This window comes from Chitinophaga skermanii (genome assembly GCF_003259335.1).
Lineage (GTDB): Bacteria > Bacteroidota > Bacteroidia > Chitinophagales > Chitinophagaceae > Chitinophaga > Chitinophaga skermanii.
On record NZ_QLLL01000001.1, the window covers coordinates 163,179 to 188,601 of the forward strand.

General features: G+C 41.5%; 21 protein-coding genes and 1 riboswitch. Of the genes, 11 read left to right on the top strand and 10 right to left on the bottom strand.

Going from position 1 to position 25,423, the window contains the following annotated elements:
- Positions 1 to 11: 11 nt before the first annotated feature.
- Positions 12 to 1,943, bottom strand: a complete 1,932-nt coding sequence (locus LX64_RS00725; protein ID WP_111595690.1) for a TonB-dependent receptor plug domain-containing protein — start codon at positions 1,941 to 1,943, stop codon at positions 12 to 14.
- Between the two features lie 76 nt (positions 1,944 to 2,019).
- A riboswitch (cobalamin riboswitch) is annotated at positions 2,020 to 2,233 on the bottom strand.
- 166 nt (positions 2,234 to 2,399) lie between these two features.
- Here LX64_RS00725 and LX64_RS00730 point away from each other — a divergent pair.
- Together LX64_RS00730 and LX64_RS00735 are read left to right on the top strand one after the other, a co-directional pair.
- Positions 2,400 to 3,734 (top strand): APC family permease, encoded by a 1,335-nt coding sequence (locus LX64_RS00730; RefSeq protein ID WP_111595691.1) that lies wholly within the window; start codon positions 2,400 to 2,402, stop codon positions 3,732 to 3,734.
- Positions 3,735 to 3,870: 136 nt separating this feature from the next.
- Positions 3,871 to 5,034 carry a trans-sulfuration enzyme family protein gene (locus LX64_RS00735; protein ID WP_111595692.1) on the top strand — a complete coding sequence of 388 codons (1,164 nt, stop codon included), beginning with the start codon at positions 3,871 to 3,873 and terminating at the stop codon, positions 5,032 to 5,034.
- 60 nt (positions 5,035 to 5,094) lie between these two features.
- Here the strand turns inward: LX64_RS00735 and LX64_RS00740 are convergent, their stop codons facing one another.
- Complete coding sequence (locus tag LX64_RS00740) at positions 5,095 to 5,745, bottom strand: tetratricopeptide repeat protein (RefSeq protein ID WP_111595693.1); 651 nt, start codon at positions 5,743 to 5,745, stop codon at positions 5,095 to 5,097.
- Positions 5,746 to 5,882: 137 nt separating this feature from the next.
- The gene (locus tag LX64_RS00745; RefSeq protein WP_111595694.1) at positions 5,883 to 6,380 is read right to left on the bottom strand and encodes a lipocalin family protein; all 498 of its coding nucleotides are present in this window, start codon (positions 6,378 to 6,380) and stop codon (positions 5,883 to 5,885) included.
- Between the two features lie 201 nt (positions 6,381 to 6,581).
- Between LX64_RS00745 and LX64_RS00750 the strand changes: the two genes are divergently transcribed.
- The gene (locus LX64_RS00750) at positions 6,582 to 7,214 is read left to right on the top strand and encodes a hypothetical protein (protein WP_148707148.1); all 633 of its coding nucleotides are present in this window, start codon (positions 6,582 to 6,584) and stop codon (positions 7,212 to 7,214) included.
- 345 nt (positions 7,215 to 7,559) lie between these two features.
- Here LX64_RS00750 and LX64_RS00755 read toward each other — a convergent pair whose 3' ends face one another.
- Complete coding sequence (locus LX64_RS00755) at positions 7,560 to 8,789, bottom strand: MFS transporter (RefSeq protein ID WP_111595696.1); 1,230 nt, start codon at positions 8,787 to 8,789, stop codon at positions 7,560 to 7,562.
- A 46-nt stretch (positions 8,790 to 8,835) separates the two neighbouring features.
- Positions 8,836 to 9,522, bottom strand: a complete 687-nt coding sequence (locus tag LX64_RS00760) for a FadR/GntR family transcriptional regulator (protein ID WP_111595697.1) — start codon at positions 9,520 to 9,522, stop codon at positions 8,836 to 8,838.
- Positions 9,523 to 9,706: 184 nt separating this feature from the next.
- Here LX64_RS00760 and LX64_RS00765 point away from each other — a divergent pair, with 184 nt between their 5' ends.
- The gene (locus tag LX64_RS00765; protein WP_111595698.1) at positions 9,707 to 10,354 is read left to right on the top strand and encodes a DUF4241 domain-containing protein; all 648 of its coding nucleotides are present in this window, start codon (positions 9,707 to 9,709) and stop codon (positions 10,352 to 10,354) included.
- 108 nt (positions 10,355 to 10,462) lie between these two features.
- On the opposite strand, the gene LX64_RS00770 is transcribed toward LX64_RS00765, so the two are convergent.
- Together LX64_RS00770 and LX64_RS00775 are read right to left on the bottom strand one after the other, a co-directional pair.
- Positions 10,463 to 12,853 (bottom strand): ABC transporter permease, encoded by a 2,391-nt coding sequence (locus tag LX64_RS00770; RefSeq protein WP_111596312.1) that lies wholly within the window; start codon positions 12,851 to 12,853, stop codon positions 10,463 to 10,465.
- A 166-nt stretch (positions 12,854 to 13,019) separates the two neighbouring features.
- Positions 13,020 to 13,622, bottom strand: a complete 603-nt coding sequence (locus LX64_RS00775) for a hypothetical protein (RefSeq protein WP_111595699.1) — start codon at positions 13,620 to 13,622, stop codon at positions 13,020 to 13,022.
- 108 nt (positions 13,623 to 13,730) lie between these two features.
- Here LX64_RS00775 and LX64_RS00780 point away from each other — a divergent pair, with 108 nt between their 5' ends.
- Positions 13,731 to 14,642 carry a DNA-3-methyladenine glycosylase family protein gene (locus LX64_RS00780; protein ID WP_211324706.1) on the top strand — a complete coding sequence of 304 codons (912 nt, stop codon included), beginning with the start codon at positions 13,731 to 13,733 and terminating at the stop codon, positions 14,640 to 14,642.
- A 3-nt stretch (positions 14,643 to 14,645) separates the two neighbouring features.
- On the opposite strand, the gene LX64_RS00785 is transcribed toward LX64_RS00780, so the two are convergent.
- Genes LX64_RS00785 through LX64_RS00795 form a run of 3 tightly spaced genes read right to left on the bottom strand, consistent with a single transcriptional unit; the run spans position 14,646 to position 16,213 of the window.
- Complete coding sequence (locus LX64_RS00785) at positions 14,646 to 15,251, bottom strand: alpha-ketoglutarate-dependent dioxygenase AlkB family protein (protein WP_111595701.1); 606 nt, start codon at positions 15,249 to 15,251, stop codon at positions 14,646 to 14,648.
- Positions 15,238 to 15,525, bottom strand: coding sequence for an Ada metal-binding domain-containing protein (locus LX64_RS00790; protein ID WP_245952507.1), 288 nt, complete (start codon positions 15,523 to 15,525; stop codon positions 15,238 to 15,240). Before LX64_RS00790 ends, LX64_RS00785 begins: the two co-directional genes overlap by 14 nt.
- Entirely contained in the window at positions 15,509 to 16,213 is a 705-nt protein-coding gene (locus LX64_RS00795) for a 2OG-Fe(II) oxygenase (protein ID WP_111595702.1), read from the bottom strand. Before LX64_RS00795 ends, LX64_RS00790 begins: the two co-directional genes overlap by 17 nt.
- 125 nt (positions 16,214 to 16,338) lie before the next feature.
- Between LX64_RS00795 and LX64_RS00800 the strand changes: the two genes are divergently transcribed.
- From LX64_RS00800 to LX64_RS00825, 6 genes are all read left to right on the top strand, one after another.
- Positions 16,339 to 16,620 (top strand): hypothetical protein, encoded by a 282-nt coding sequence (locus tag LX64_RS00800; RefSeq protein WP_111595703.1) that lies wholly within the window; start codon positions 16,339 to 16,341, stop codon positions 16,618 to 16,620.
- A 152-nt stretch (positions 16,621 to 16,772) separates the two neighbouring features.
- The gene (locus LX64_RS00805; protein ID WP_111595704.1) at positions 16,773 to 18,158 is read left to right on the top strand and encodes a glycoside hydrolase family 30 protein; all 1,386 of its coding nucleotides are present in this window, start codon (positions 16,773 to 16,775) and stop codon (positions 18,156 to 18,158) included.
- Between the two features lie 14 nt (positions 18,159 to 18,172).
- Positions 18,173 to 19,726, top strand: a complete 1,554-nt coding sequence (locus LX64_RS00810; RefSeq protein ID WP_111595705.1) for a carboxylesterase/lipase family protein — start codon at positions 18,173 to 18,175, stop codon at positions 19,724 to 19,726.
- A 562-nt stretch (positions 19,727 to 20,288) separates the two neighbouring features.
- On the top strand, positions 20,289 to 20,861 hold the full coding sequence (locus tag LX64_RS00815) for an RNA polymerase sigma factor (protein ID WP_158538489.1): 573 nt from the start codon (positions 20,289 to 20,291) through the stop codon (positions 20,859 to 20,861).
- Positions 20,862 to 20,916: 55 nt separating this feature from the next.
- Positions 20,917 to 21,972, top strand: a complete 1,056-nt coding sequence (locus LX64_RS00820; RefSeq protein WP_158538490.1) for a FecR family protein — start codon at positions 20,917 to 20,919, stop codon at positions 21,970 to 21,972.
- 241 nt (positions 21,973 to 22,213) lie between these two features.
- Positions 22,214 to 25,420 carry a SusC/RagA family TonB-linked outer membrane protein gene (locus LX64_RS00825; protein ID WP_158538491.1) on the top strand — a complete coding sequence of 1,069 codons (3,207 nt, stop codon included), beginning with the start codon at positions 22,214 to 22,216 and terminating at the stop codon, positions 25,418 to 25,420.
- Positions 25,421 to 25,423: the final 3 nt, after the last annotated feature.

Consider the following 25,423-nt stretch of genomic DNA (forward strand, 5'->3'; position numbering starts at 1 on the left):
TGCGCACGATCTTAAAAATTGAATAATACGCCCGCGGTAAAGTTAGCCTTGCGACTGTTATACCCGCGGATGTCGAAATATTGCTGGTTCGTGAAATTGCGGAAATCGGCATACACTTTCAAATGCTTGTTGATTTGGTAATCGGCATATGCATCCAAGGTGTAGTAGCTTGCTAAAGGCTGAGATGGCGCTTGGTACATTTTTTCCCAACGTTTGCCTATTACTTTCGATTGTAAGCTTACATACAATTTCTTCGTGGCTTGATAACCCAAGCTTGCATTCAATGCATGCTCTGGCCTACGGTACAAGTTGTTGTAACTGGTATCTTGATCGATGGTTTTGCCTTTTACATACGTGTAATTCGCTGTTAAACGCAAATCACGGGTAATGTTCCAGCTACCTTCGATTTCAGCACCGTACATTTCTTGTTTGTCGGCATTGTAGTAAAAGCTTGGATCTGGCCAAGGAGCTGAATAGAAGTCGATCCAGTTTTCCACTTGGCGATAAAAGCCCGTTACACGGAAATTGACAGCATTTTGCGCTACTGCCGCTTGGTAACCAAACTCGTAATTGAGGGAGGTTTCGGGTTTTAAATCCTTGTTGCCATACTCGGAATACAACTGGTACAAAGTAGGCGTTTTGTACGCGCTGGAAATGTTGATAAACACTTTGTGCTTGTCGTTGATCAAGTAAGAAGGATTGAAGGAAATAGTTTGGTTATTACCATACACATTGTGATAGTTAAACCTGCCACCTACTTCCAATGAAAAACCGTTCAAGTTATGTAGCAATAACGAAGCGTAATGACTAAACTGGTTCATATGCGCACTATCCGGGCTAATACCTTTTACAGGAAAAGCTGAGCGGTATTGCTCGTCTGTGTTAGAAGTACGGTAATCGGCCCCTACAATAAACTGGATGTTCTGTGTAAGATCAAGATTAACATAGGTTTCGATTTGGTGCGTATTGGAAATGTAATCCGCATAGAAATAGTAATCGTTTGCTATAACGGAGTCTTTAATTTGATGTCGCTTATTCTGTTGATAACTATAAATCAAATTCCAGCTACCCGATTTGAACGAGTATTTGCTGTTTACACCTGCTAACAAGGTATTGTTGTTTACCTTGTTACCGGTTTGATCGGAAAAAGCACCTGCATCCAAGCCGGCGCTATAACGAGCGTAATTCGCGAAAGCATTGATCTGCCAACGTGGGTTGATGGCATAACCAATATTAGCAAACACTTGGTTACGGGTAAAGCCATCTTTATCGAAATTACCTTTACCGGTAGAATCATAAGCGCTAGAGAAACCTTCGGAGCCTAGGTAGTTGTAACCTACTTGGTAAGAAAGTTTCTTTACCGTTCCGTTTACAGTAGCATTACCATTGAAAGTGCCATAACTACCGTAAGAAGCGCTACCATTTACACCTATTGGCTGCGTGTAGTTTTTCTTAGTGATGATGTTAATAACACCCGCCGTTGCATCTGAACCGTAAAGCGTGGATTGCGAACCTTTTAAAATTTCGATACGTTCGATATTGGCGAGGCTAATGAAGTTAAGGTCGAAAGTGTTGGTAATGGTAGAAGCATCGTACATCGGAATTCCATCGAGCAAAATCAACGTATTGCCACTGGATGCGCCGCGTGTATAAACCTCTTGTAAAGTACCTAAAGCATTCTCGGCACCATTCACAATAACGCCGCTTTGGTTGTTAAGAATTTGGGTAAGCGTTTTGCCATTGTTGCGTTGCAAATCTTCTTGCGTAATTACAGTGACTACTTTACCTGTTTCTCCTAGTTTTTTAGGGAATCTTGTGGCCGTTACTACAACGGTGTTGAGTTGGTTGTTGGTGGTGTCGAAACCGACAGATTTGCGTTGCGCGAAAGTGGTTGTTCCTATTAATAATAGGGCCACTCCGAATAATGTAGATTTTTTGTACATCGTTACAGGTGATGAAATAAATAAATGCGCCGACAGGAAATGATATTACATCATTTAGCTTTTCTCCCGAAAGCGTTATGAAAAATGGCCTTTGGCAGGTCTTCTGGCTTACCTGGTTCCGGTTCACCTTCCCGTCTCTATTGTGTAGAAACAGTGGTATAAGAAGCTCCGAAACGTTTCCTTTTACAAGGCAGGCTTACAGCTACGGGGATAGCCCCGGAATTAGACCGGTGTTCCCTATTAATGCGTACAGCGGGATGCTGCTTGCAACCAAGTGCGCAGCAAACCTACGTTAATTTGACGATTCGGCAACATGGGCCCCCACTTGGTTTTACAATTCGGCTACAATGTGTTGATGAATTGTTCACTACAACCCGCTACATTCGCCAAGGCTGTGGCTTATAGCTTCAAGTGCATGGCACTAGAAAATTTGAACACTTGTGATTATATTGTAACATGAGCATTAAACCAAAACTTGGGTTATTCGATTTCACAATGATTGTTGTGAGCTTGGTGATAGGGATGGGCATATTCCGCACACCAATCAACGTCGCACGTGAAGTATCTTCTCCTACACAGTTCTATGCGATTTGGGTATTGGGTGGTATTGTTACATTGTGCGGGGCCTTAAGTTATGCCGAGATTGGGGCGCGTTTCCCAGTGGCAGGTGGGTTTTACAAAGTATTATCCTATTGCTATCATCCCGCTTATGCTTTCATGATTAACTGGACGGTGCTCATTTCCAACGCGGCCTCTGTAGCGGCTGTGTGTATGATTGGAGCCGAGTACATTGGGCCGGTAATGTTGCCACCGGGTTTACAAAACGAGGTAGGACATAAAATTGTTGGGATATTAGCCATTCTGCTATTATACGGTATTAACATGTTAGGGATACGGATGAGTGCTACTTGGCAAAACTTCTTAACTGTTATCAAGATTACGATGATTGGTTTGTTGTGTATGGCAATTTGGGGGAATAACGTGGCACCACCTTCCACAACAGCAGTGCGTGATACGATTGAGCAGAATTGGTTTTACGTATTTGGTGCGGCGCTCGTGCCTGTATTTTTCACATACGGTGGATATCAACAAACGATCAACTTTGGGAGTGATGTTCGCAACCCGTCGAGGAATATGCCCCGTGGGATTTTCATCGGGATGGCTATAATATTAACGGCCTATATCACCATCAACTATGCTTATGTGAAAGTAATTGGGTTTGAACAGTTGCGTACTTCCGATGCATTAGCAGCTAGGATGGTGGGAGCGTTTTTCGGAGATTATGGGTTTAAGATAACAAGCATATTGTTGTTCCTGTCGGTGTTAGGATATGCGAATGTGAACTTAATTAGTAACCCACGTATGTATTACGCCATGGCAGAAGATCGTGTACTGCCGCGGGTTTTTATGAAGGTAAACAACAAAACGCAAGTACAACAAGTAGCGCTTTCTGTATTCGTAGCGCTTATTATAGGCATCGTGTTTTTCCTGGGTACCTTCGATAAGATACTGAAATATGTGATGCTTTTCGATACGATAGGATTGGCTTCTGCTGCCGCTTCTCTCTTCATTTTAAGAAGAAAACAAAAGGAGTTGCCTGCTGGCGAAATCTATAAAATGAAGTTGTATCCCTACCCTACTATATTATTTGTGACGGTTTACCTGCTAGTAACCGTTAACATCTTTATCCAGGATTGGGTAGGCGCATTAATTGGTTTGAGTATGTTCTTTATCGGGTTACCGATTTTCTTTGCCATGCGCAAAGCTGTCAAGGACAAAGAAATGCCCTAGTAGCAGTAATTTAGTTGCGAAACATTCATCGGAAAAAATGTACATTTAGCCTTAAACCCAGCCAGCAGGCTTTTTTTATACTCGTTTATATTGCACATACCGCCTTGACCACCTGCTTGGCGGAGAATTGAAAATTATGGATGTATCATTTATCATGAATGAATTAGGGGAAGAGCGAGAGCTGTATTTCAATAGTATTGCCCCGCCGATCATGCAAAGCAGCAATTTTTCATTCAAAACAGTAGGCGCTATGCGTGAACTGTTAATGGATGAATATAGCGGCTATTTGTATTCGCGCGGTAAGAACCCCACGGTGGATATTCTCCGAACTAAACTGGCAGCGCTCGATGGTGCAGAAGATGCCCTCGTATTCAGTAGCGGTGCGGCCGCTATTTTTGCCGCTGTTTTATCGCAAGTGAAAAAAGGGGATCATATTATTTCGGTACGTGATCCTTACAGTTGGGCAAGGAAAATGTTTGAGGTGATACTGCCACGATTTGGTGTAACCACCACGTTTATCGATGGTACTCAAATCGAAAACTTCATTGAAGCCCGTCAAGCCAATACAACATTGGTGTACTTAGAATCGCCCAATTCATTTACTTACGAATTACAAGATTTACGCGCAGTAGCTCATTGGGCGAAGCAACATGGCATAGTATCTATTATTGATAATAGCTTTTGTACGCCATTGAATCAACAACCTATTGCTATGGGGATTGACATGGCATTACAATCCGCTACGAAGTATATTGGTGGACATAGTGATGTAATGGCTGGTGTGTTAACAGGTTCCGCGGAAAAGATGAAACAAATCTTCAATTCGGAGTACTTGAACATAGGCAGTGGTATTTCGCCTATGAATGCCTGGTTGTTGTTGAGAGGGTTACGAACAATGGAGATTAGGCTACAACGGGTATCGGCTACTACACACGAAATTTGGCCTAAATTGAAAGCGCATCCTGCTATTGAAGCCATTCATTTTCCTTTCGATCCTGGTTTCCCACAGTATGAACTAGCGAAAGCGCAAATGAAAGATGCATGTGGCTTGGTAACAATTCAACTCAAAACCCAAAGCCGCGAGCAAATCGAGCAGTGTTGCAATCAATTGAAACATTTCTTAATGGCCGTTTCATGGGGCGGCTATGAGAGCTTGATATTTCCTGCATGTGCATCTGTACCGGAAAATGAATTCGACGGTACAAACCCAAGGCACAGAATGATACGAGTGTATTTCGGTTTGGAAGATGCGGGGTACTTGTGGAACGATTTACAACAAGCATTAGATCAATTAGTATAAAAAGAAAAGCCTCCCATACAGGAGGCTTTCTAATTTGTTTGCTTGCCAAAATATCTTGGATCAACCAGGCATACGGGATAAATTCTTATCCATATTCCTAATTTCATTAACGATTTGCGGAGTTGTTGGTTTGCATTCTTTCGCACGACGTAAATACTCTTTCGCAGATTTGAAATCTCTTTTACTGGCAGAAATATTACATAAAGCGAATAATGCAGCTGCTTTATTTTCTTTATCAGGTAAACCGATCTTCAAAGCACGTTTCAAGTTATCACTTGCATTCTTTAAATCACCTTTCTGAGCGGCAATCATACCAAGTTGGAAGTATTGCATACCTTCCATTTCTTTCATGGGGCTACCTGCTTTCAAACTTTGACGAATGTTAGCTTCCGCTTTATCGAAATCATTCGTTTGCATCGCGAAGTTACTTTGTAAGAAGTAGTAAACAGAGCGAATAGGTTTGTATAATAATTTCGGGAATTTAACTTGGTTCATCAATTTCATGGCACCATCAATATCACCGGCTTCAGCAGCCTCTTGCACCAAACGCATAGGGCCAAACATGAAATGTGTAACGAAGCATACAACCGCTAACAAAAACAGTGTAAACGCTTCCCAAAAGCCAACCGTAAAGGTTAAAGCCAATCCACCTACTAACAAAAGAACACCGATTGGTAAGCGGTATCTGATAAAGAAATTTAATGCTTTCATGTACAAAATTCAATAAGGGAACGCAAAGATAACTAAAAGCTGGTATTATATCGGAACAAAGTAAAGGAACGGCCTAAAAACAAATAGGACCGGCTGTTTACAACCGATCCTATTGATTGTGAATAAGTTATTTGGTATTAACGTTTGCTGAATTGGTAAACTACATAGGCAGTTTGGTTACCCGCTGCGAAAGGCGCTCTCCATACCATGCTATTACCATCTACGCTTGTTAACTCAACACGGAATCCTTCTGTTACGTTCTTAGGCTTCTCACCTTCATATATTTCTTTAAACTGTAACATGATTACGCCGTTTTGGTTAATCGTACCCCAAACGATTCTTTGCGTACCAGGTTGACAACCTTGGTCTGAAACGCTTGTTGTGTACGTGCCATAATAGTTACCAGGTAATGTCCACACACTACCTTGCAAGCATTTATATGGAATACCGTTTAAAACAGTCGTTACACGGAGGTCGCTAGGAACTCCTTCGAAGCTGATATTGTTCAGCACCCAAGTACCCATGGCAGCTCTTTTTTGACTGTTAGCGGTGGGCGCTTTTTGGCTGGAGGAACATGCGCTAAGAATAACGGCTGCCATACCCATGGCTACAATAGCACCGAAGATTTTTTTCATACACTTAATTTTTGAGTTCGAATTTGCGTGCAAATATCTGTTTTCATAGCTAAACAAAATTCCGGCCAAACTGTTTTATGCGAAATTTTTTTTATGTAACAGTTTAATTCTCATTCTGAATAATATATCCTTATAATGTTTGTTTATTTTGCACATAATTCATCAATAATGATTATAATTGCGAATTAAAAACAACTTTATATGGCCTATTATAACCATAAGTGGGTACACGAAGGCATTCTCTTGCGAAGGTTAATAACAAAGCGGAATATGACTGTAAAGGACTTTAGCCTCCTCGTAGGGTTCGCTTATCAATCTGCTCACTATTATTTAAGAAAGGAATTCATTAAGCGCAGCAAACTCCAAGAGTTCTTATACTTGCTGAATTGTGATGAAGAAGAATTTTACAGTTTACAAGACGACAACTACCAGTACACGCCTCATCATGGACAACGCTTGTTAAGCCTATTGTCAGAATATGGTATCAACAAAACCCGTTTCGCCATCAATCTTAAAATTAAAAGAAGTGCACTTTACGCCTTGTTCCAAGAAGAAACCTTCGACTATAATATGTTAACAAACGTATGCTCCTTGTTAGGTATTACCCCGCACCAATTCGATGCCTTTAATTGGATGGTAGCCGAAGATAATGAGCCTTTTGCACGTCCCGCTAAGCATGATTACCGCGATAAGTATTTGCACGAAAAAGAAAAGAATATCAGCTTAGCAGATGCCTATTCAATCCTAAAGGCACAGAAACTTGAAAAAGATGAAGAATGCTTATTACTGCAAGCTGAAGTGGCTGAATTAAAAAGAAAATTGAAGAAACAATAATTGTTATATCAACAAATGTTTGTTAGCACAATTGTAACCTCCCAATTAGCATAAAGCATTAGTTAAATTCTTTTCCCCTTTACATTACTATCATTGATTTGATTTGCCGAAGTAATTCGGTGTACATGAGAATCATATGCTTTAGAATAGCTACCAGGAAGGATTAAGTGTGAAAATATGGTATAATAAATTTCACTTAAGGCTCACTTTTTATACTCACCTATCGTAGTTAAATTAATTAGTAGCAAGCATGTTACTGTAATTATAAGTGCATAAACCTCGCAGGTATAAAAAAAGCATCTCTGCATTTGTAGAGATGCTTTTACTGTATATTGAATGGCGTTGTTACGCTTTGTTCTTTTCTACATTCGGTAAGAAGTAAGTTAGTAAGCCTAGCAGTGGTAAGAAGGAACAGAGTTTATATACATACTCCAGGCTCGTCATATCGATGAGTTTACCAATTACAGCCGATCCAATGCCGCCCATACCAAAGGCCAAGCCAAAGAATAAACCTGCTACCATTCCAACTTTGCCGGGAATTAATTCAGTAGCATACACTAAAATCGCGCTAAATGCAGAAGATAATATCACACCAATGAATACACTTAATACAACCGTAGCAGCTAATCCTACATAAGGTAATAGCAAAGTAAACGGTGCAACACCCAAGATGGAAATCCAAATCACGTACTTACGACCAATTTTATCGCCTACCGGTCCACCGATGATCGTGCCTGCAGCAATGGCAAATAAGAAGATGAATAAGTAAATCTGGGAATCTTCAACCGATACTTTGAATTTATCCATGAGGTAGAAAGTATAATAACTAGTCATACTAGCCATGTAGAAGTATTTCGAGAAGATAAGGAACAATAGTATACCAATGGAAATAACCACTGTTTTGGTTGGCAAAGCAGGTTGAGAAATACCCATGGCTGTTTTTGCTACTTTAGGTTTTTGTAAGTGCAAGTTCGCCTTGTACCATTTGCTTATCCATAGCATTACCGCGATTGCCAATACAGCTAAAGCTGAGAAGATGATAATAGAGCCCTGTCCGCGCGGCGTAATAATCCATGCGGCTAATAATGGTCCAAGTGATGAACCGGCATTACCACCTACTTGGAAGAGTGATTGTGCCAAACCTTTTTTACCGCCTGCTGCCATATGCGCCATGCGGGAGGCTTCTGGATGGAAAACGCTTGAACCTACTCCCACCAAGGCTACCGAGAATAACACAAAGGCAAAGTTATGTGCGTAACTTAAGCATAATATCCCCACCAGTGTAAAGAACATGCCTATCGCTAATGAATAAGGTTGCGGTCTTTTATCTGTATATAATCCTACCACCGGTTGTAAAATCGAGGCAGTTAATTGATATGTCAATGTAATCATCCCAATCTGCGAGAAATTTAAGTTTAATTCCTTGCTCAAAATTGGGTAAATAGAGGGTATCAACGATTGAATGGTATCGTTCAGTAAATGCGTGAAACTCAGTGCCACCAAGATGGAAAACACGGTTGATTTCACAGCCTCGGAAGCAATGTTTTTTTGTTCTTCCTGTAGTAATGTTGCCATGATGCTGAATTTGCTAGAGCTCGCCTAGTGTGTTAAGTGATTGAAATTATATGTCATCGTCGTAATCGTCCGACGTGATTTTAGTGATACATACGGTGGCTTTTTGTACATCGCCCGCTACGATAGCATCCAATAATCCCTGGTGTAAATCCTGCGAAAACGTAAATGCATCGGTGTTTTCGTGTATTTCTTTGAAGTTTTGTTGAATATGCCTTGCTATGGTTTGATATAAATCCAATAACACAATGTTTTTAGCTGCTTCTGCTATGGCGCTGTGGAACTGGATATCCGCTTCGATGGTAGCATCTAAGTTGCCTTCCAGGCTAAACTGGTGACGCTTACTTAAGGCCGTACGCATCTTTTGTATGTCTTTCTCCGTCCTATTCACCGCCGCTTTCTCCGCAATCTTCACTTCCAACATCTTTCGTAACTCATCCAAGTCTTGCAACTTAGCTCGTTGGAACTTTTTAGTCAATGGCTCCGTTACTTTCGTGGCAGCCACATACGTCCCCGATCCCTGTTGAACACGCACGATGCCGTTGTTCTCAAGTATACGTATCGCCTCGCGGATAGAAGAACGGCCGACGCCATATTGCTCCATGAGTGCCGGTTCTGTCGGTAACTTTTCGTCTATTTTGTATTTCCCGCTCGTAATCATTGCCTGTAATTGGCCAGCCACTTCTTCCGCTAATGAAGACTTTTTGATGGGTGTATGTTTTTGCTTAAACGTCATATCATCTGATGAATTGCAAAGATAGTTAAATTTTAAACCGGCGTAGATTTTTTTTAGGTAATGACAACTTTTGATATATAGAACAATGCTATAAAGCTTGCTGTTATTGGGTTTGAAGCAGGAAGAATTTTTATCTCGGCCGAACTGGCCATTCTCCTTAACTTTGGACCAGAAATTTTTCAAAATGAGCAATATTAAGTACCCAGCTTATCTCGAAGATGCTTTCGTGACGGGATATAAGCAAACGGATGAAGACGGTGATGTTTTTGAATTTTACAACCAGCCCGTAGGGGATTTAAATATCCATGACGGCAAAATAATAGCCTGTGATGCTTTCACCTTCTATGGCGACGATCCATTCACCGACAATTTCCCAAAAGGCAAATTCCCCGTTGAACTCGCGATCGCTAAAATCTCTGCTAACGAAGACGAACGCACCGGCTTCGCTCGTATCAAATTCTCCAACGAAGCACCCGTTAAATGGGAATTCGCTTTAATTGAAGGACAAGATCGTAGTGAAGTAGAAAACGGTACGATGTTCGGCTACGGCGTAGATTCAGGTACGGGTAGCTTTATGGACCTTAGCGGCCACGAAGCTTATACCGCTGCTTATGATGAAGACGAAAAATACTATGAGAAAGTAGTAGAACAACTGGATGAAAATTTTGAAGATACCCGCTCATGGTTGCTTTGGCAAAAGAAAAACCAAAATGTAGCGATCTTCTCTACAGGTTGGGGTGATGGTATTTACCAATCGTATGTTGGCTTCGACACCAATGGTAATATCTGCCGCCTTGTAACCGACTTCGGTTTGTTAGATTGGCCTGAATAATAAATGTAATCATCTACATAAAAAAGAGTCCTCCCTACAAGTAGAGAGGACTTTTTCATTGTTAGAATGGCGAACAATGTTTTCTTAGCTGTCAACCAAAAGATAAACCTATTGTGCTCGCAAACTCTTTACAGGATTTACTGTTGCTGCTTTCACGGCTTGATAACCAATCGTCATTAAAGCCACAATAAACGCTAACAATCCTGCTATTATAAATATCCACCAGCTGATTTGAACATGGTAGGCAAAGCTTTGCAACCATTTGCTCATAGCCCACCAAGCGAGCGGTAAAGCCAATAATACAGCGATGAATACAAGTTTCATAAAGTCGGCAGATAACATTCCCACGATATTTTGAACGGATGCTCCTAACGTTTTTCGGATACCGATTTCTTTCGTGCGTTGTTCTGCCATAAAGGCCGCTAAGCCAAATAGTCCCAAGCAAGCAATAAATACAGCCAATGCCGTAAAAATCAATAACACCTGGCTTTGCTGCTGCTCACTTTTATACTGCTTCGCGAAGTTCTCGTCTACAAACGTATAACTGAACGGGTTCTCATGATCGAACTGCGCATACACCTTTTTGAGCCATGCCAGCGCTTCCGGGATTTGACCCTTTTTGAAACGTACAAAAAGGTTGTCTTCCATTTCGCGTACCGGTGGCATTAGTAAAATGAGCGGTTCAATTTTATGTTGTAAAGAATATATATGGAAATCCTTCACCACACCCACAATCTGGCGTTGTGCTTTCGTACCTTGTTGATCGATTTTAAATTCTACTTTTTTACCAAGCGGGTTCTTCAATCCAATTTTCTTAATAAAGGCTTCATTTACCATCACCGCACTATATTGGTCGCCCGTTTGGAAAGCAAAGTTGCGACCCTGCCCTAACTGGATATCCATAGTTTTTAAGAAATCGCCATCGATATACAATTGGTTGGCAGTTACACTACCATCAGGCATTTCTCCTGCATCATTTTGTACCCAGTAACCCCGCGCACCGATGTAGTTAGTACCTATTTCGTTGCTGGAAGAAGCTACACTTTCTATATGCGGGCTTTTCATAATTTCTTCTTTGAAGGCCTGTATATTCCTGCGAGTTTCTTCATTATTTATGTGGAACGACAAGGTTTGATCACGGTTGAAACCAAGGTTGGTTTTAGAAACGAAGCGTAATTGTTGATAAGTTAGAATCGAAATGGCAATTAAAGCAATGGCTATTACGAATTGGAAGATTACCAGCGATTTTCTGAAAGCACTATGCGCATTGGTTTTCCCACTTTGCAAAGCTTTCATAACATTTGTTCTAGCCATGAATAGTGCAGGATATAGACCAGCCATCAACGAAATCAAAGCTATAAACCCAATGAAAATAAGGATTGTATAACCCCAGCCAAACATACCAACAAACAAATGTTTGTCTGTAAAGTCGTTGAAGTAAGGTAATAAAACATATAATCCACCCACACCCAATAAAGCTGCAAAGCTTGTTACAATAAACGATTCCGTTAAGAATAACTTCGTTAGCTGTTGAATATTCGATCCCAACGTTTTGCGCACGCCTACTTCTTTCAAACGAAGTGTAGAACGAGCTGTGGCTAGGTTCATATAGTTAATGCACGCAATAATCAGCACCAACAATGCCACCATCAAAAATATATACACGTACTGAATATTGCTATTCGGTGTTAATTCGTAATCCAAGTGAGAGTGCAAGTGAATAGCTGTAAGCGGTTGTACACCCAAATGGAATGATGTAACGCCCATTTGCTCGTGTAAATATTTCTGGTAGAATGGCTGTACCTTCTGTTCAAATTGTTGCATGTTTACACCCTCGCGGAGTAATACATAGGTGTACAATTCAAAGTTCTGCCAAGTAAGTTCTTCTATGCTATTTAATTTTGAACGTAAAGCCGAGAATTGTAAATGTGTACTAGCAGGTTGGTCTTCAATTACAGCGCTCACAATGGCTGTTTCGTTATCCACCTTTACTTCTTTGTTTAGTGCCAACGCGGGATCGGTGAATAGATTTGCCGCCATAGATTTGGTCAACACAATCTTACCGGGTCCTTGCAAGGCGGTGGTAACATCACCGGCAACTGGAACGAAATCAAATACTTGGAAGGCTGTTGGATCTGTAATAAGAATACCCTTACTGGCCGGTATTTTATTCTCCCCTACAGCAACCACGTTGCCGCCTTCTGGCAAGAAACGTACAAAGGCTTCCACTTCAGGATAATCATTCTTAATGGCTGGTCCCATGGGGGCAGAACTCGGCGCCAATCTCAATTCACCACGAGGCCAAGTGGCCTCTTCAACGATCCGGGCAATGCGGTTAGCTTTGGGATAATGACGATCGAAACTCCATTCGTCGTAGATATACAATAATATCGTCCAGCACGCGATCAACCCGATGGCTAAGCCCGCTATGTTAATCATCGCGTAAGAGCGGTGTTTAACTAGGTTGCGAAGCACTATTTTGAAAAAATTGGTAAACATGATCGTTGAATTTGGTTGAATAAGCTTTAGGCTGTTCCTACTATTAGAAAAAATGTGCCAATACTTGTTGGTATTGATTTTCAATTAATTACATTGTTTCTATTACAATAGAATGTCCGGTTTTGATACACGGGTTGTTCAATTCCGAAATTATCCAGTGCTGTAATTAATCAATAGCACCTATGATAGACACTGTTGCAACATTGTTCTCCCTCATAATATCAATCCCGTTGTAGTGATGATTCCCTCCATCCGTTCCAGGTTCAATATGGTAATGTATGCCCCCTTCCTGTGTTTCAGTTGTATACGTTTTATTAGCGATGTTTCTAGTGTATACCTCCTTGAAGTCATCTTCAAAAAAGTTCTCCGCCATCCATGCCGCTTTTTCTAAAAGAAAGGTAGTATCCGGCATTCTTTCAAGCGCCGTGAAGTATTGTGCTTGGTATACGTAAACATCGCAACCACCAATGCTCAACTGCATAGAATCATTATTGTCGAAGAATAAGGTGGCTATTTTAGTGTTGGGGTTCCAATTGAATTTTTGTTGTGGATTGAAGGCGTAAATAAGATCTGTCGTTACTTTATATGAACTTGTATCAAATATGCAATCTTCCGCTTCTGTTCCCGGTATTTCCACATGGTGGGTAATAACAGTGCTTTTATGGTTGTTGTTGAAGGTGGAATCTACTTTGTCGCGTTTTACAACTGTTTTTTGTTGACAAGCAAATAAGGCTACAAGCAATACTAGGCAAAGGGTTATGTATCTCATGGAATGAATATTTGTGCGGAAACAAATTTAGGTATTTCTTTTGCAGCTAGTATATTATTTCATAGCAACAAATGGGTGTGCCGAATGTGCCTGTTTTAATAGTTTTGTATGATGCAATCAAAGGTTTTTATTATTCCAACACACCATGCATTCAGTTTTAAAGAATGTGCTTGGTTCTTGCACCGCAATTTCGACGACTGCATGCACCTGGTGAAAAACGACACAATTTATAAGGCTTTGTTGTTTGATGATGTACCCGTATTGTTCAGCATTTCTGCCCACCCAGCAGGCTTACAGGTACAAGTACTGAATGCTGAATTACACGAACCGCTGCAACAATACATTGCTTCCTACATCCAAGACTGGTTCGATCTCGACCGTAACATTGCTCCTTTCTATGTGCGCTTATCGGTACATCCTGTACTCGCTTACATGCGCGAATCGTACGCCGGTTTACGGCTGATTGGGATTGTAGACTTATTCGAAGCCCTCTGTTGGAGCATTATCGGTCAACAAATTAACCTACCATTCGCCTATAAAATGAAACGCCGCATGGTAGAAAAGTTCGGTACAACGTTGACTTACAACGACGAAAAATTCTACATCTTTCCCACCCCGCAACAGCTATTAACCGCCTCCATCGATGATCTACGTGCTATGCAATTTTCCCAAAAGAAAGCAGAATACGTGTTAACACTCGCACAAGCCTTCGCCGATGGCAGCCTTAGCAAACCCCAACTCGCTAACTTACCCTCCCTCACCGATAAACAAAAAGCCCTCACAAGCCTCCGCGGCATTGGTATATGGACCGCCAACTACGCCCTTATGAAATCACTACACGAGCTTTCGTGTGTACCACATGGCGATGTAGGTTTATTAAAAGCCTTGGAACAACACAGTATCATTGCCCAACGTAATGAAACTGGTAAAATAGAAACCCTCTTCAAAGACTTTGCAGGTTGGGAAGCATACCTGGTTATTTATTTATGGCGCACCTTGGCAAAAATGCCAGGAGAATAAGCATTACAACGGTAAAATAACACGAAAGGTAATATTCAAACGTGGCGATTGTATACGCGTGGCTTTAGGCACACGGTGTTCCCAATTATGCTGCGTATCGCCTTGCATCAACAGTAAACTGCCATGCTGTAAATCAATACTTCGTTGGTTTTGCTTACTTGAATATTCCCGTAATTGAAATGTGCGGGTTGCACCAAAGCTAACGGAAGCAATGGTAGGCTGGTAACCCAACTCTTTTTCATTATCCCGGTGCCAACCCATGCTATCGTTACCATCGCGGTAATAATTGAGCAATGCACTTGTAAATACCACTTTACTTACTTTTTCAACAGCTGTTTTAATTTGCAATAACGCGCCACTCCAAGCGTGTGCTTGCAAAGTAAGGCCAGAGTAAGTGTAAGGTTTATCGGTATCGCCATAGAATGCGCTTAACCGGGGTTGGGGAACAATTTTGCCGAAAATCTTAATGGATTCTTGTTGCCAAGGTACTTCCGTTTGAAGCGTATGAAAAAGAGAATCACTTTCTTTAGGAGAAAAGAAATGCGGGAAATAAAATACCGCGCCACTATGTGGTAAAAGATTCTCGTGGCTATAATCAAATAGTTCCATTTTGCTTATTTATTTTCCATGCTGCATAAGCCGCGCGCATACAATGGCCGCAAGGTCTATAGCCCGCTGCTGCAGCTTCTTCCAACGAATGAAAAAATACCCGGTTCTTAGGCTTCATGCGCTTGCCGCTAGTGCATTGTAAGGTGCCGTATATCTTTAATGATTGATTTCCTGCGTACCGGAACCCATGTTGCACAATGCCCCTTAATTGGGCAAACATGCTAGCTCCAAGCGATACTTGTGCTGTTACCATGTTATCAAGTTTTTGCATCATGAAAAATGATACCCAAAGCATACCGTTGACCACTTCTTACCTCGCTAACGCCATGTTTCATATGTGCCCTATAATACCCTTTTACACTTTTTACCGGCTTGAAATTAGTCGTGAAGATAAGCATATCGCCGCAACGGGGTGATAATACCGTAACTTTCGATTGGGCCCGTGGTGTTTGCTGTGTTAACACAAATTCACCTCCTTCATAATCTTCATTCAAAAATAGCACCACTTGCAAAGGGAAATACACATCGCCGTACAAATCCTGGTGTAGCGTATTATGCCCGCCAATACCGTACTTGAGTATTAAAACAGCCGGTAAGTCTTGCCCCGCCGCGGTACATTGTTCGTGCAGTTGTTGTAATGTTGCTGGGTATTGTTGAGGAATTTGTAAAACCTTCATCCAAGTATTTGCCACAGGTGCTAAATGTGTATATACATTTTCTCGTATGTTTTGTAAGATGGCAGGAAGAGGGTATTGAAAATATTGATACTCACCCAGCCCAAAACGATAGCGTTCCATGATGATCTTCTTACGAAAATGCTGGGGCTGATGATAAAAATCAACTAGTTCGCTCGTTTCGGTGTTATGTAGAAGTTGGGGCACGAGGGCATGACCATGGTCGTGCAGTTGCTGGGTGACATGCGACCAGTCAATTTGCGCGATTCTTTCCTGTAAATTATTCATGCTGTAAAACTATGGCAGGTTAAAACGACAGGAAACCCAATTCTTGCTATATCCCGAAGGCTTAGCACCATTTTTGATACGCAATAACAGAACACATCCATATAAAAAAAGAAAAAACAATTCATATGGCCCAATTACCAAAATTCATGATTGCTGATGATCCTGTAACGGATCCAGACAATGAGTATATCTTCCATACACAAGAGCCGCGCTTTTTCGCCAAACGTGTAGAAGAAGATGATGAAACTGCTTACATCGATATCGTACAAGAAATTGATGATGTAGAAGCATACTATAAGAACGATCCAGCTAAGAAAGAACAATTGATTGAAGAATTAGAAGACTGGTATTATGCTTATATGGAATGGTTAGAAGAAGATGAAGACGACGAAGAAGAGGATGACTAACAACCTTATTAGCGCCCCGTAAGCCATAACTTACGGGGCGTTTTGTTTGTAGTAGAATAAGCATAAACATTGAACAAAAAAGCATTAATCCCGCGCAGCATGCCTTTCTATTTTTGTAGCATCATTGCTTGATCCACTTAAATGAAAGACATATGAAATGCCTCGTTCTATCCGGGTTGTTCACGTTATTGGGATACCATATCCTACAAGCACAAACGAAAGTTGATGCTTGGTTAACCACGATCGATACTGCCCACCGTTTACAACCACAAATTCCTTTACAATTCACCACCACTCCCCCAAGTAACATACCTACTATTCATATCTATCCCGATACCAGCTACCAACAAATGGATGGCTTCGGTTTTGCCCTAACCGGTGGAAGTGCGCAACACATCATCCGAATGGGAGCCTCAGAAAGACAACAATTGTTACAAGAGTTATTTGGTACTAATAATGGCGATATAGGAATTAGTTACTTGCGTGTGAGTATGGGCGCTTCGGATTTGAATGAATTCGTGTTTTCGTACAATGATCTGCCAACCGGTAAAACCGACGTTACACTCCAGCATTTCGACCTAAAACAAGATAAGCTCGACGTTATACCTGTGCTACAAGCAATCTTACGCATCAACCCACGCATCAAAATAATGGCCTCGCCTTGGTCGGCGCCAACTTGGATGAAAACGAATAACAATATTCAAGGTGGCCGGTTAAAGAACGAGTACTACGAGGTATATGCACAATACTTCGTTAAATACATACAGGCCATGCAAGCACAAGGTATTCACATCGATGCCATTACCATTCAAAACGAGCCATTCAACGATGGTAATACGCCTAGCATGCAAATGTTTGCAAAGGAACAAGCCCGTTTCATTAAACAACACTTAGGCCCGGCGTTCAAGAAAAATCACATCAACACAAAAATCATTTTATACGATCATAATTGCGATGCACCAGCGTATCCAATTTCTATATTAACCGACCCCGAAGCACGGCAATATATCGACGGTAGCGGTTTTCACCTATATGCAGGGAATGTAAGTGCCATGAGCAAAGTGCACATGGCCTTCCCGGAAAAGCACCTATACTTTACAGAAATGATGGCTGTGAACCGGAAGGAATTCAATGTAGCTATACCTACCGACCGTATTGTAGTAGGCGCTACGCGGAATTGGAGTAGGAATGTAATACTGTGGAACCTGGCCGCCGATGCTAATAATAAACCGCACACCGATAACGGCGGATGCTCTATTTGCCAAGGTGCCATTACAATAGAAGGCAACCAAGTTCAACGTAATATTGCTTATTACACAATTGCGCATGTATCTAAGTTCATTCCTCCTGCATCTACCCGCATTCAATCGAGTGAAGTAAATAACGTTTCAAACGTAACCTTTAAAACACCGGGTGGTAAAATTGTGTGCCTAGTAGCCAATAAAAACACGGCAGCACAATCATTCCTAGTTGCATATCAACATCAATCATTCAACTATACATTACCCGCAGGTGCCGTGGTAACATTTGTTTGGTAAAAACTTAGTTCGTTATGAAGAAAATATTCACCATTATATGCCTGCTTTGTAGCACAGTAGGAAACACATTTGCACAAAACCCGTTAATCGTTAAAGTAGCAGAAGGGAGGTTACAAGGAGTGCAAGAAAAAGAAGTTCGAATTTTCAAGGGTATACCTTACGCAGCAGCGCCTATAGGAAGTTTGCGTTGGAAGGAACCACAGGCAGCAAAACCTTGGAAAGGTATTCGCGATGCTACTCATTTCGGTAACCGTGCTATGCAGCGTGCAAGCTACGCCGACATGGTATTTCGCTCGCCCCGTATCGATGAAGATTGTTTGTATTTGAATGTATGGACAAATGCCAAACGGCCTACAGAAAAGTTACCCGTATTGGTATATTTCCACGGAGGTGGTTTATCGTCGGGTGACGGATCGGAGTGGCGATATGATGGGGAAAGTATGGCGCGAAGAGGTATTGTAGTAGTGACGGTGAACTATCGTTTGGGCATATTTGGATTTTATGCTCACCCTGCTTTAACAAAGCAATCGACCCATACAACATCGGGTAATTATGGATATTTAGACCAGGTAGCTGCGCTATTATGGGTGAAGAAGAATATTGCTGCTTTTGGGGGCGATCCAAGTAAAGTAACCATCGCAGGGCAATCGGCAGGATCCATATCTGTTAGTTCTTTAATGGCTTCACCTTTGGCCAAAGGATTATTCCGGGCGGCCATCGGTGAAAGTGGTGCTGTACTCGCCTCTATTTCACCCATTCCGCTACAAGAAGCTGAGCAAAATGGGGAAACATTTATGAAGCAAGTAGGCATACCATCCATCGAAACATTGCAACAAATGCCCGCCGAGCAATTAATGGAATTAGCTACTAAAGCAAGCAAACGTTTCTCCCCTACGGTAGATGGTTACTACATGCCGCAATCACCGCTAGCCATTTACGAAACAGGTTTACAAGCCGATATCCCTTTGCTAGCCGGTTGGACATCCGCTGAAGTAAGCTACCACCACGCTACAGGTAAAGATCAACTTACGCAGGCTTCTTACAAACAGCTATTAACCAACTTGTATGGAGCACAAGCGGAAGAAGTACTACAATTCTACCCAGCTAACAACGATACAGAGATGCTCCAATCTGCTACCGATCTTGCCAGTGATCGTTACATTGTACACGGTACATGGAAATGGATGGATTTACATGCAAAAACCAGTGGCAGCGTAGTGTATCGCTACCTATTTGCCAAACATTTCCCGGAGGCCCTCGATCCCAGGTTCATTACCAAAGAACCTTTATTAGGCGCACCCCATTCCTCGGATATCTCCTACGCCTTAGGTAATCTCCCAAATAATACCTTCTACAAGTGGACCCCAGCCGATTTCGATGTATCGGGTAAGATGCAGTCGTATTTCGTAAATTTCATCAAAACAGGGAATCCCAATGGAGCCGGTCTACCGAATTGGCCAGGACTACAAGCCAGTATCCCTAAAGTAATGGTATTTGATACCGAAACAAAAACCATCGGCGAACCCCATTTAAAACGCTTTGTTTTCATGGATCGCTTTTTTGAATAATACCTAACTTGGCATTATCCACCCTTATGGGGGTAGATAATGCCAAGTATCTTCCCTAGTTGCTTCCAAGTCATTTCCCGTTAACTACAAGCTGCATTAAAGTAATTTCCATGCTGGGATCATGTAGGCTCCATGTAATTTTCATGTAAACTCCATGTAGTTTTCATGTCGTTTCCATGTAAATCCATGTAATTACATCGGTGTTACCCTATCCCTAGCCTATCCTTTTCCTAGTAAAAGCCTATCCTCACCCTATCTCTACCCTATCTAAAGCCTATCTCTAGCCTATCTCCACCCTATCCTAAGCCTATCTCCACCCTTGTAATACACTTGAAATCAAAGGTTTACGAAATATGAGAGTACTAACTCATTAATAATTAAAGTTTTACGGAGTAACCGCTAATAACTACAGGTAGCGACATATTATTTTCAATCCATGTCGTAACACATGATAATCACCTAGTTTTCAGATAATAAGGAAATACCATGCTTGCATTCATGTAGTTATTCCTCGTTTCAAGATAAAATGATCTTAACTTTGGTGTTTTCCACCAAGGACGGCATGACAGCGGAACCAAAGAAATACGAAGGATGGGATGATGGTGAGTTGGTGATTTCCTTTCAGCAATATGCAGATATTCGCGCTTTTGAAGAAATATATAAGCGCTATTGGTTTAAATTGTATAATGTTGCTAGGGCTAAAACGAATTATCCCGATGAAGCGGAAGAGTTGATTCAAACTATTTTCGAACGTTTATGGATAAACCGCGAGAAAGCGGTCATCCTAAATATAGGCGCGTACCTGGCTGTTTCTCTTAGGAACATCTTACTAGATTACCAACGTAAACTCCAAACCGCCGAAAAATTCCGCCAAAGCCTTCAACCCAATCCTGCTAACAACACTACCGAAGAGGCCGTGAACCATGCCATGCTCCTTAGAAGCATCGAGTCTACCCTTCAAGAACTACCCGGTAAAACCCAAACCGTCTTCAAACTCAGCCGGTACGAAAATAAATCCGTCCGCGAAATCGCCGACAAGCTCGACCTCACCGAAAAAGCAGTCGAATACCACATCACCAAAGCCATCAAACTTTTACGCCAACGCCTGAAAGGATACCTTACTTTCCTGTTTTAAAAAATTCTTTACTTTTTTTTAGGGGTTTGCTTCCCTTCCACGTCAATATATGTATATGAGCCAAATCGAATTCGACGCGTTACTTGAAAAATACCTTGCCGGTACCTGCTCTCCACAAGAGGAAAAGGCCGTCATGGAATGGTACGAGGACTTCATCAACGGTACTGAAATCGCGATGTCGACCACGGAAAAAGACGCTTTAGAACGTAGAATTTGGTCAAATATTTACGAATCAATCAGCACGGAAGAGCAGCCATTGCCACGTTTAGTGTGGATGTGGCCGCGTAAATACGCCAAAATAGCTGTGGCTTGCGCGGTAGCCCTTGTTGTAGTTGGCGCTGCAACTTGGTTTTACCAACGTCAAACTGCCCTACCCAGCGTATTATACGCCCAGCTCGATGTGCCGAAAGATTATGTAGACGGTTATGTGAAGGCCGAAGGCAAACAACATGTTGTACTGGGTGATGGTTCTGTAGTGGATTTGGAAGAAGGTAGCACTATTTATTATCCACCACAATTCGAAGGGAAAACCCGTGAAGTGTTTTTAACAGGGAGCGCATTCTTTAATGTTGCACCCAATGCAGAACGCCATTTTAAAGTATTAACACAAGAAGGCATGGTCGCCGAAGTTTTAGGCACCAGCTTTTTCATCAGCCACGACCACCAAAACCGCAAAGTAGAGCTATCGGTACTCACAGGTAAAGTTTCCGTGTACGAACAACCGGAACAAAAAGGCAGTCATAAGAACGAAGAAAACGGGATTATACTTTCTGCCAACCAAAAAGTAACGTATAAATCTACTAACAATCAATTTGTTACAACGCTCGTAGAGGAACCACAACCGATCAGTGAACCGGTAGATTCCACGAAGCGTTTATCGCAATTTGTTTTCGAAGAAGCCACTTTGAAGGAAGTATTGACCACCATTTCGAACACTTACGGTATTGCAGTAGAAATGAACAATGAAGCCTTCAACAACTGCCACTTTACGGGTGATCTCTCCAAGCAAAACTTGTACGAGAAATTAGACATCATTTGTAAATCAGTACAAGCTTCCTACGAAGTAAAAGGAACCGCTATTTACATTAACGGAACAGGATGCAACAGGTAGCCTCTACACAGTGTAGAGAAATGCAGCAAAAAATAGGTAGCAATTTTAGAGAAATAGAACTGAACAAAAACTTTTAATAACAAAAAAAGCTGGTAATGGGGGGCATTACCAACTTTAAGGACTTAATAACCTTTGGCGAGGTTACTAGGTTTCTTTTGCCCGAAATCAATTCATAATTAACGAACAAAATCCACATCAAGTTATGAAAAAAATGCGATGTTCAATCGTAATTAGCCACATTATGAGAATAACTTTCATACAGCTTATTCTTGCTACTGTCTTCACACTTTCACTCTATGCTAACAAGGCTCATTCGCAGTCTGTACTCGACAAGTCAATTAGCATCTCTGCAGATAGAATGGAAGTTCGCAAAGTGTTATCGCAATTACGCGAACAAACCGGCGTGAAGTTTATGTATAGTAGCGACGTAGTAGATGTGAACAAGAAAATTTCTTGTCGCCTGGAATCGAGCAAATTGATTTCTTTCTTCGAAGAGGTGTTAGCGCCTATCGGGATCGATTTCAAAGTGATCGATAATGAACAAATTCTGTTATACCAATCTGCCACTAAACCAGCAACGCCTGCTAAAGTGGTAGCGGTGAATAACACCATTACAGGTAAAATTGTAAGCGACCAAGGCGAGGCTTTGCCGGGTGTATCTATCCGTGTAAAAGGCACTAACATTGGTACTACTACCGATGCAATGGGTAATTTCTCGTTAAACGTTCCTAACAAAGAAAGCATTCTCCAAATTTCTTACATCGGTTTTGCGAGCCAAGAAGTGTTGGTTGGTGAACAAACAAACTTCAATATCAAATTAGTTACCGACAATGGTAAATTGGATGAAGTAGTGGTAGTTGGTTACGGTACACAACGTAAAAAAGACATTACAGGGTCTGTAGCAATTGTAAAAGCAGATGCGATTGATAGTCGTCCTATCGTAAGCGCCGCTGCAGGTTTACAAGGCCAGGCTGCGGGTGTAAACGTATCATCTCCATCGGGTAAACCAGGTGCCGGCTTAACAGTAAGCATCCGTGGTACTACTTCTTTGAACGCTAAGAACGATCCTTTGTTCGTAGTGGATGGTGTGATCGTAGAAAACATCGATTTCTTAAACCCAACCGATATTGAGAGCTTCACAGTATTAAAAGATGCGGCTTCTGCTGCTATCTATGGTGCTAGTGCGGCAAATGGTGTTGTATTAGTAACAACGAAGAAAGGTAAAGCCGGTGCATCAAAAGTAAACGTAAATGCGTATACAGGTTTTAGCAATTTCGCTAAGAAAATTGATGTATTGAATGCCAAACAATACCGTGACTTGATGAAAGAAATGGGCGGCGGTATTAAAGTAGATGCCGATACAACTATCAACTCCGATTGGCAAGATATCGCGTTCGGTACCGGCCGCGAACATAACGTGCAAGTAGGTATTTCTGGTGGTACTGAAAAAGGTCACTACTACATTTCTGGTGGTTACCAAAAACAACAAGGTGTTGTTGCTCCAGCAGATTACAACCGCTACTCTATTCGTATTAACCTCGATCAGAAAGTAAAAGAGTGGTTAACAGTTACAGCTAACATGGGTTATACCCGTTCAGAATATGTTGATGTTCCAGATAACCAAGGTGTTGCTAGGGGTGGTACCATTTTGTCGGCTTTAACCTCGCCGCCAACAATTGGTATTTACAAAGCAGATGGTACTTATACCAATAATATCAACTCTGCAAGTATGCAAAACCCAATCGCGTATGCATTCGGTCCCGATCAGAAAGCACGCGATAACCGTTTCATCGGTAATGCAGCAGCCGACTTCTTCCTAGCAAAAGGTTTAACATTCCGCTCTAACATGGGTGTTGAATCACAAGGATACCGTTACGATTATTTCTTAGATCCTATTATGACGGATAACGGTAGAGCGCAAAAAGGTATTGGTAGATCTGAATCTACTGAACGTTTTGTATGGTTGTTCGAAAATACATTAACGTATAAGAAAACAATCGGTCAGCACGACTTCACCGGTTTAGTTGGTCATATGATGCAATCTTCCAGCTACAATAATACGTACGATGAAGGTCGTGGCTTCCCGAATGGAGGTGTACCTACTTTGAACAATGCTTCTGTGCGTGTAGCACAAAGAACAACGATGGCTGAATGGTCAAAACGTTCTTACTTAGCACGTTTAAACTACAGTTACGCAGATAAGTACTTATTAACAGCAAACGTTCGTGTGGATGGTTCTAGCCGTTTCCCAACCGACAATAAATATGCATGGTTCCCTTCAGTATCTGCTGCATGGAGAATTAGCAAAGAAGACTTCTTCGATGTAAAAGCTATTTCTGATTTGAAATTGCGTGTAGGTTACGGTAAAACAGGTAATGATGGTATCGGCGATTACAGAAGCTATACTTATTATGCACCAGATGGCAACTTAGGTTACACATTAGCTAACATCGGTAACCCAGGCTTGAAATGGGAGTCAACAGCACAAAAGAACATTGGTATCGATTTAAGCATCTTGAACAACCGTGTGAACTTCACCATCGACGGTTATATTAAAACAACAACAGACTTATTGGTAGAAGCACAAATTCCGCCATCATCTGGTTTTAATACAAGAATCTTCAACTTAGGTACATTAGAAAATAGGGGTATTGAGTTTGCGGTAAATGCAGTAGTGATCGATAAGGCAGTACGTTGGAATGTAAACGCCAATATTTCTAGGAATAAAAACGAAGTAACAGAATTAGGAGCCTACACCAAATACCTTTCTTATGCGAATATCTACGAAAGAGATAACGCGATTAGAGTTGAGAAAGGTCGCTCATTGGGTTCATTCTACGGTTATGTTGCACAAGGCGTAGATCCTAAAACCGGTGATATGATCTTTAAAGATTTGAATGGTGATAAAGTAATTGATGAAAGAGATCGTACTTATATTGGTAATGCACAGCCTGATTTCATTTACGGTATTTCGAATAATGTACGTTACAAAAACTTCACCCTCGATGTATTCATCCAAGGTGTGCAAGGCAATGATTTGTACAATGCAACGCGCATGGATTTAGAAGGTTTGTACGATTCTAAAAACCAAAGCACAGCAGTGTTAAGACGTTGGACTAAAGAAAATCCAATTACAGATATTCCTAGAGCCGGTACAGATGCGATTGGTAATAGCCGCGTTTCTTCTCGCTTTGTTGAAGATGGTTCATATGTGCGTTTGAAAGCCGTAACATTAAGCTACACAGTGCCTAGCAAAGTGATGTCGAAAATTGGTTTCTCTGGTTTGAATGTATATGCTACAGGTCAAAACTTACTTACGATCACCAACTATAAAGGTTTAGATCCTGAAGTAAGCACAAGCAACCTGAACGGTCCTGCCGGTGGTATCGACTTCGGTACTTACCCACAAGCACGTGCATTTATTTTTGGTGTGAAAGCTGAGTTTTAAATC

What these genes read in the sequence shown, in the direction of transcription:
- LX64_RS00725 (WP_111595690.1), bottom strand. Translation starts at nt 1,943, where the DNA reads ATGTACAAAAAATCTACATTATTCGGAGTGGCCCTATTATTAATAGGA.
- LX64_RS00730 (WP_111595691.1), top strand. Translation starts at nt 2,400, where the DNA reads ATGAGCATTAAACCAAAACTTGGGTTATTCGATTTCACAATGATTGTT.
- LX64_RS00735 (WP_111595692.1), top strand. Translation starts at nt 3,871, where the DNA reads ATGGATGTATCATTTATCATGAATGAATTAGGGGAAGAGCGAGAGCTG.
- LX64_RS00740 (WP_111595693.1), bottom strand. Translation starts at nt 5,745, where the DNA reads ATGAAAGCATTAAATTTCTTTATCAGATACCGCTTACCAATCGGTGTT.
- LX64_RS00745 (WP_111595694.1), bottom strand. Translation starts at nt 6,380, where the DNA reads ATGAAAAAAATCTTCGGTGCTATTGTAGCCATGGGTATGGCAGCCGTT.
- LX64_RS00750 (WP_148707148.1), top strand. Translation starts at nt 6,582, where the DNA reads ATGGCCTATTATAACCATAAGTGGGTACACGAAGGCATTCTCTTGCGA.
- LX64_RS00755 (WP_111595696.1), bottom strand. Translation starts at nt 8,789, where the DNA reads ATGGCAACATTACTACAGGAAGAACAAAAAAACATTGCTTCCGAGGCT.
- LX64_RS00760 (WP_111595697.1), bottom strand. Translation starts at nt 9,522, where the DNA reads ATGACGTTTAAGCAAAAACATACACCCATCAAAAAGTCTTCATTAGCG.
- LX64_RS00765 (WP_111595698.1), top strand. Translation starts at nt 9,707, where the DNA reads ATGAGCAATATTAAGTACCCAGCTTATCTCGAAGATGCTTTCGTGACG.
- LX64_RS00770 (WP_111596312.1), bottom strand. Translation starts at nt 12,853, where the DNA reads ATGTTTACCAATTTTTTCAAAATAGTGCTTCGCAACCTAGTTAAACAC.
- LX64_RS00775 (WP_111595699.1), bottom strand. Translation starts at nt 13,622, where the DNA reads ATGAGATACATAACCCTTTGCCTAGTATTGCTTGTAGCCTTATTTGCT.
- LX64_RS00780 (WP_211324706.1), top strand. Translation starts at nt 13,731, where the DNA reads ATGATGCAATCAAAGGTTTTTATTATTCCAACACACCATGCATTCAGT.
- LX64_RS00785 (WP_111595701.1), bottom strand. Translation starts at nt 15,251, where the DNA reads ATGGAACTATTTGATTATAGCCACGAGAATCTTTTACCACATAGTGGC.
- LX64_RS00790 (WP_245952507.1), bottom strand. Translation starts at nt 15,525, where the DNA reads ATGATGCAAAAACTTGATAACATGGTAACAGCACAAGTATCGCTTGGA.
- LX64_RS00795 (WP_111595702.1), bottom strand. Translation starts at nt 16,213, where the DNA reads ATGAATAATTTACAGGAAAGAATCGCGCAAATTGACTGGTCGCATGTC.
- LX64_RS00800 (WP_111595703.1), top strand. Translation starts at nt 16,339, where the DNA reads ATGGCCCAATTACCAAAATTCATGATTGCTGATGATCCTGTAACGGAT.
- LX64_RS00805 (WP_111595704.1), top strand. Translation starts at nt 16,773, where the DNA reads ATGAAATGCCTCGTTCTATCCGGGTTGTTCACGTTATTGGGATACCAT.
- LX64_RS00810 (WP_111595705.1), top strand. Translation starts at nt 18,173, where the DNA reads ATGAAGAAAATATTCACCATTATATGCCTGCTTTGTAGCACAGTAGGA.
- LX64_RS00815 (WP_158538489.1), top strand. Translation starts at nt 20,289, where the DNA reads ATGACAGCGGAACCAAAGAAATACGAAGGATGGGATGATGGTGAGTTG.
- LX64_RS00820 (WP_158538490.1), top strand. Translation starts at nt 20,917, where the DNA reads ATGAGCCAAATCGAATTCGACGCGTTACTTGAAAAATACCTTGCCGGT.
- LX64_RS00825 (WP_158538491.1), top strand. Translation starts at nt 22,214, where the DNA reads ATGAGAATAACTTTCATACAGCTTATTCTTGCTACTGTCTTCACACTT.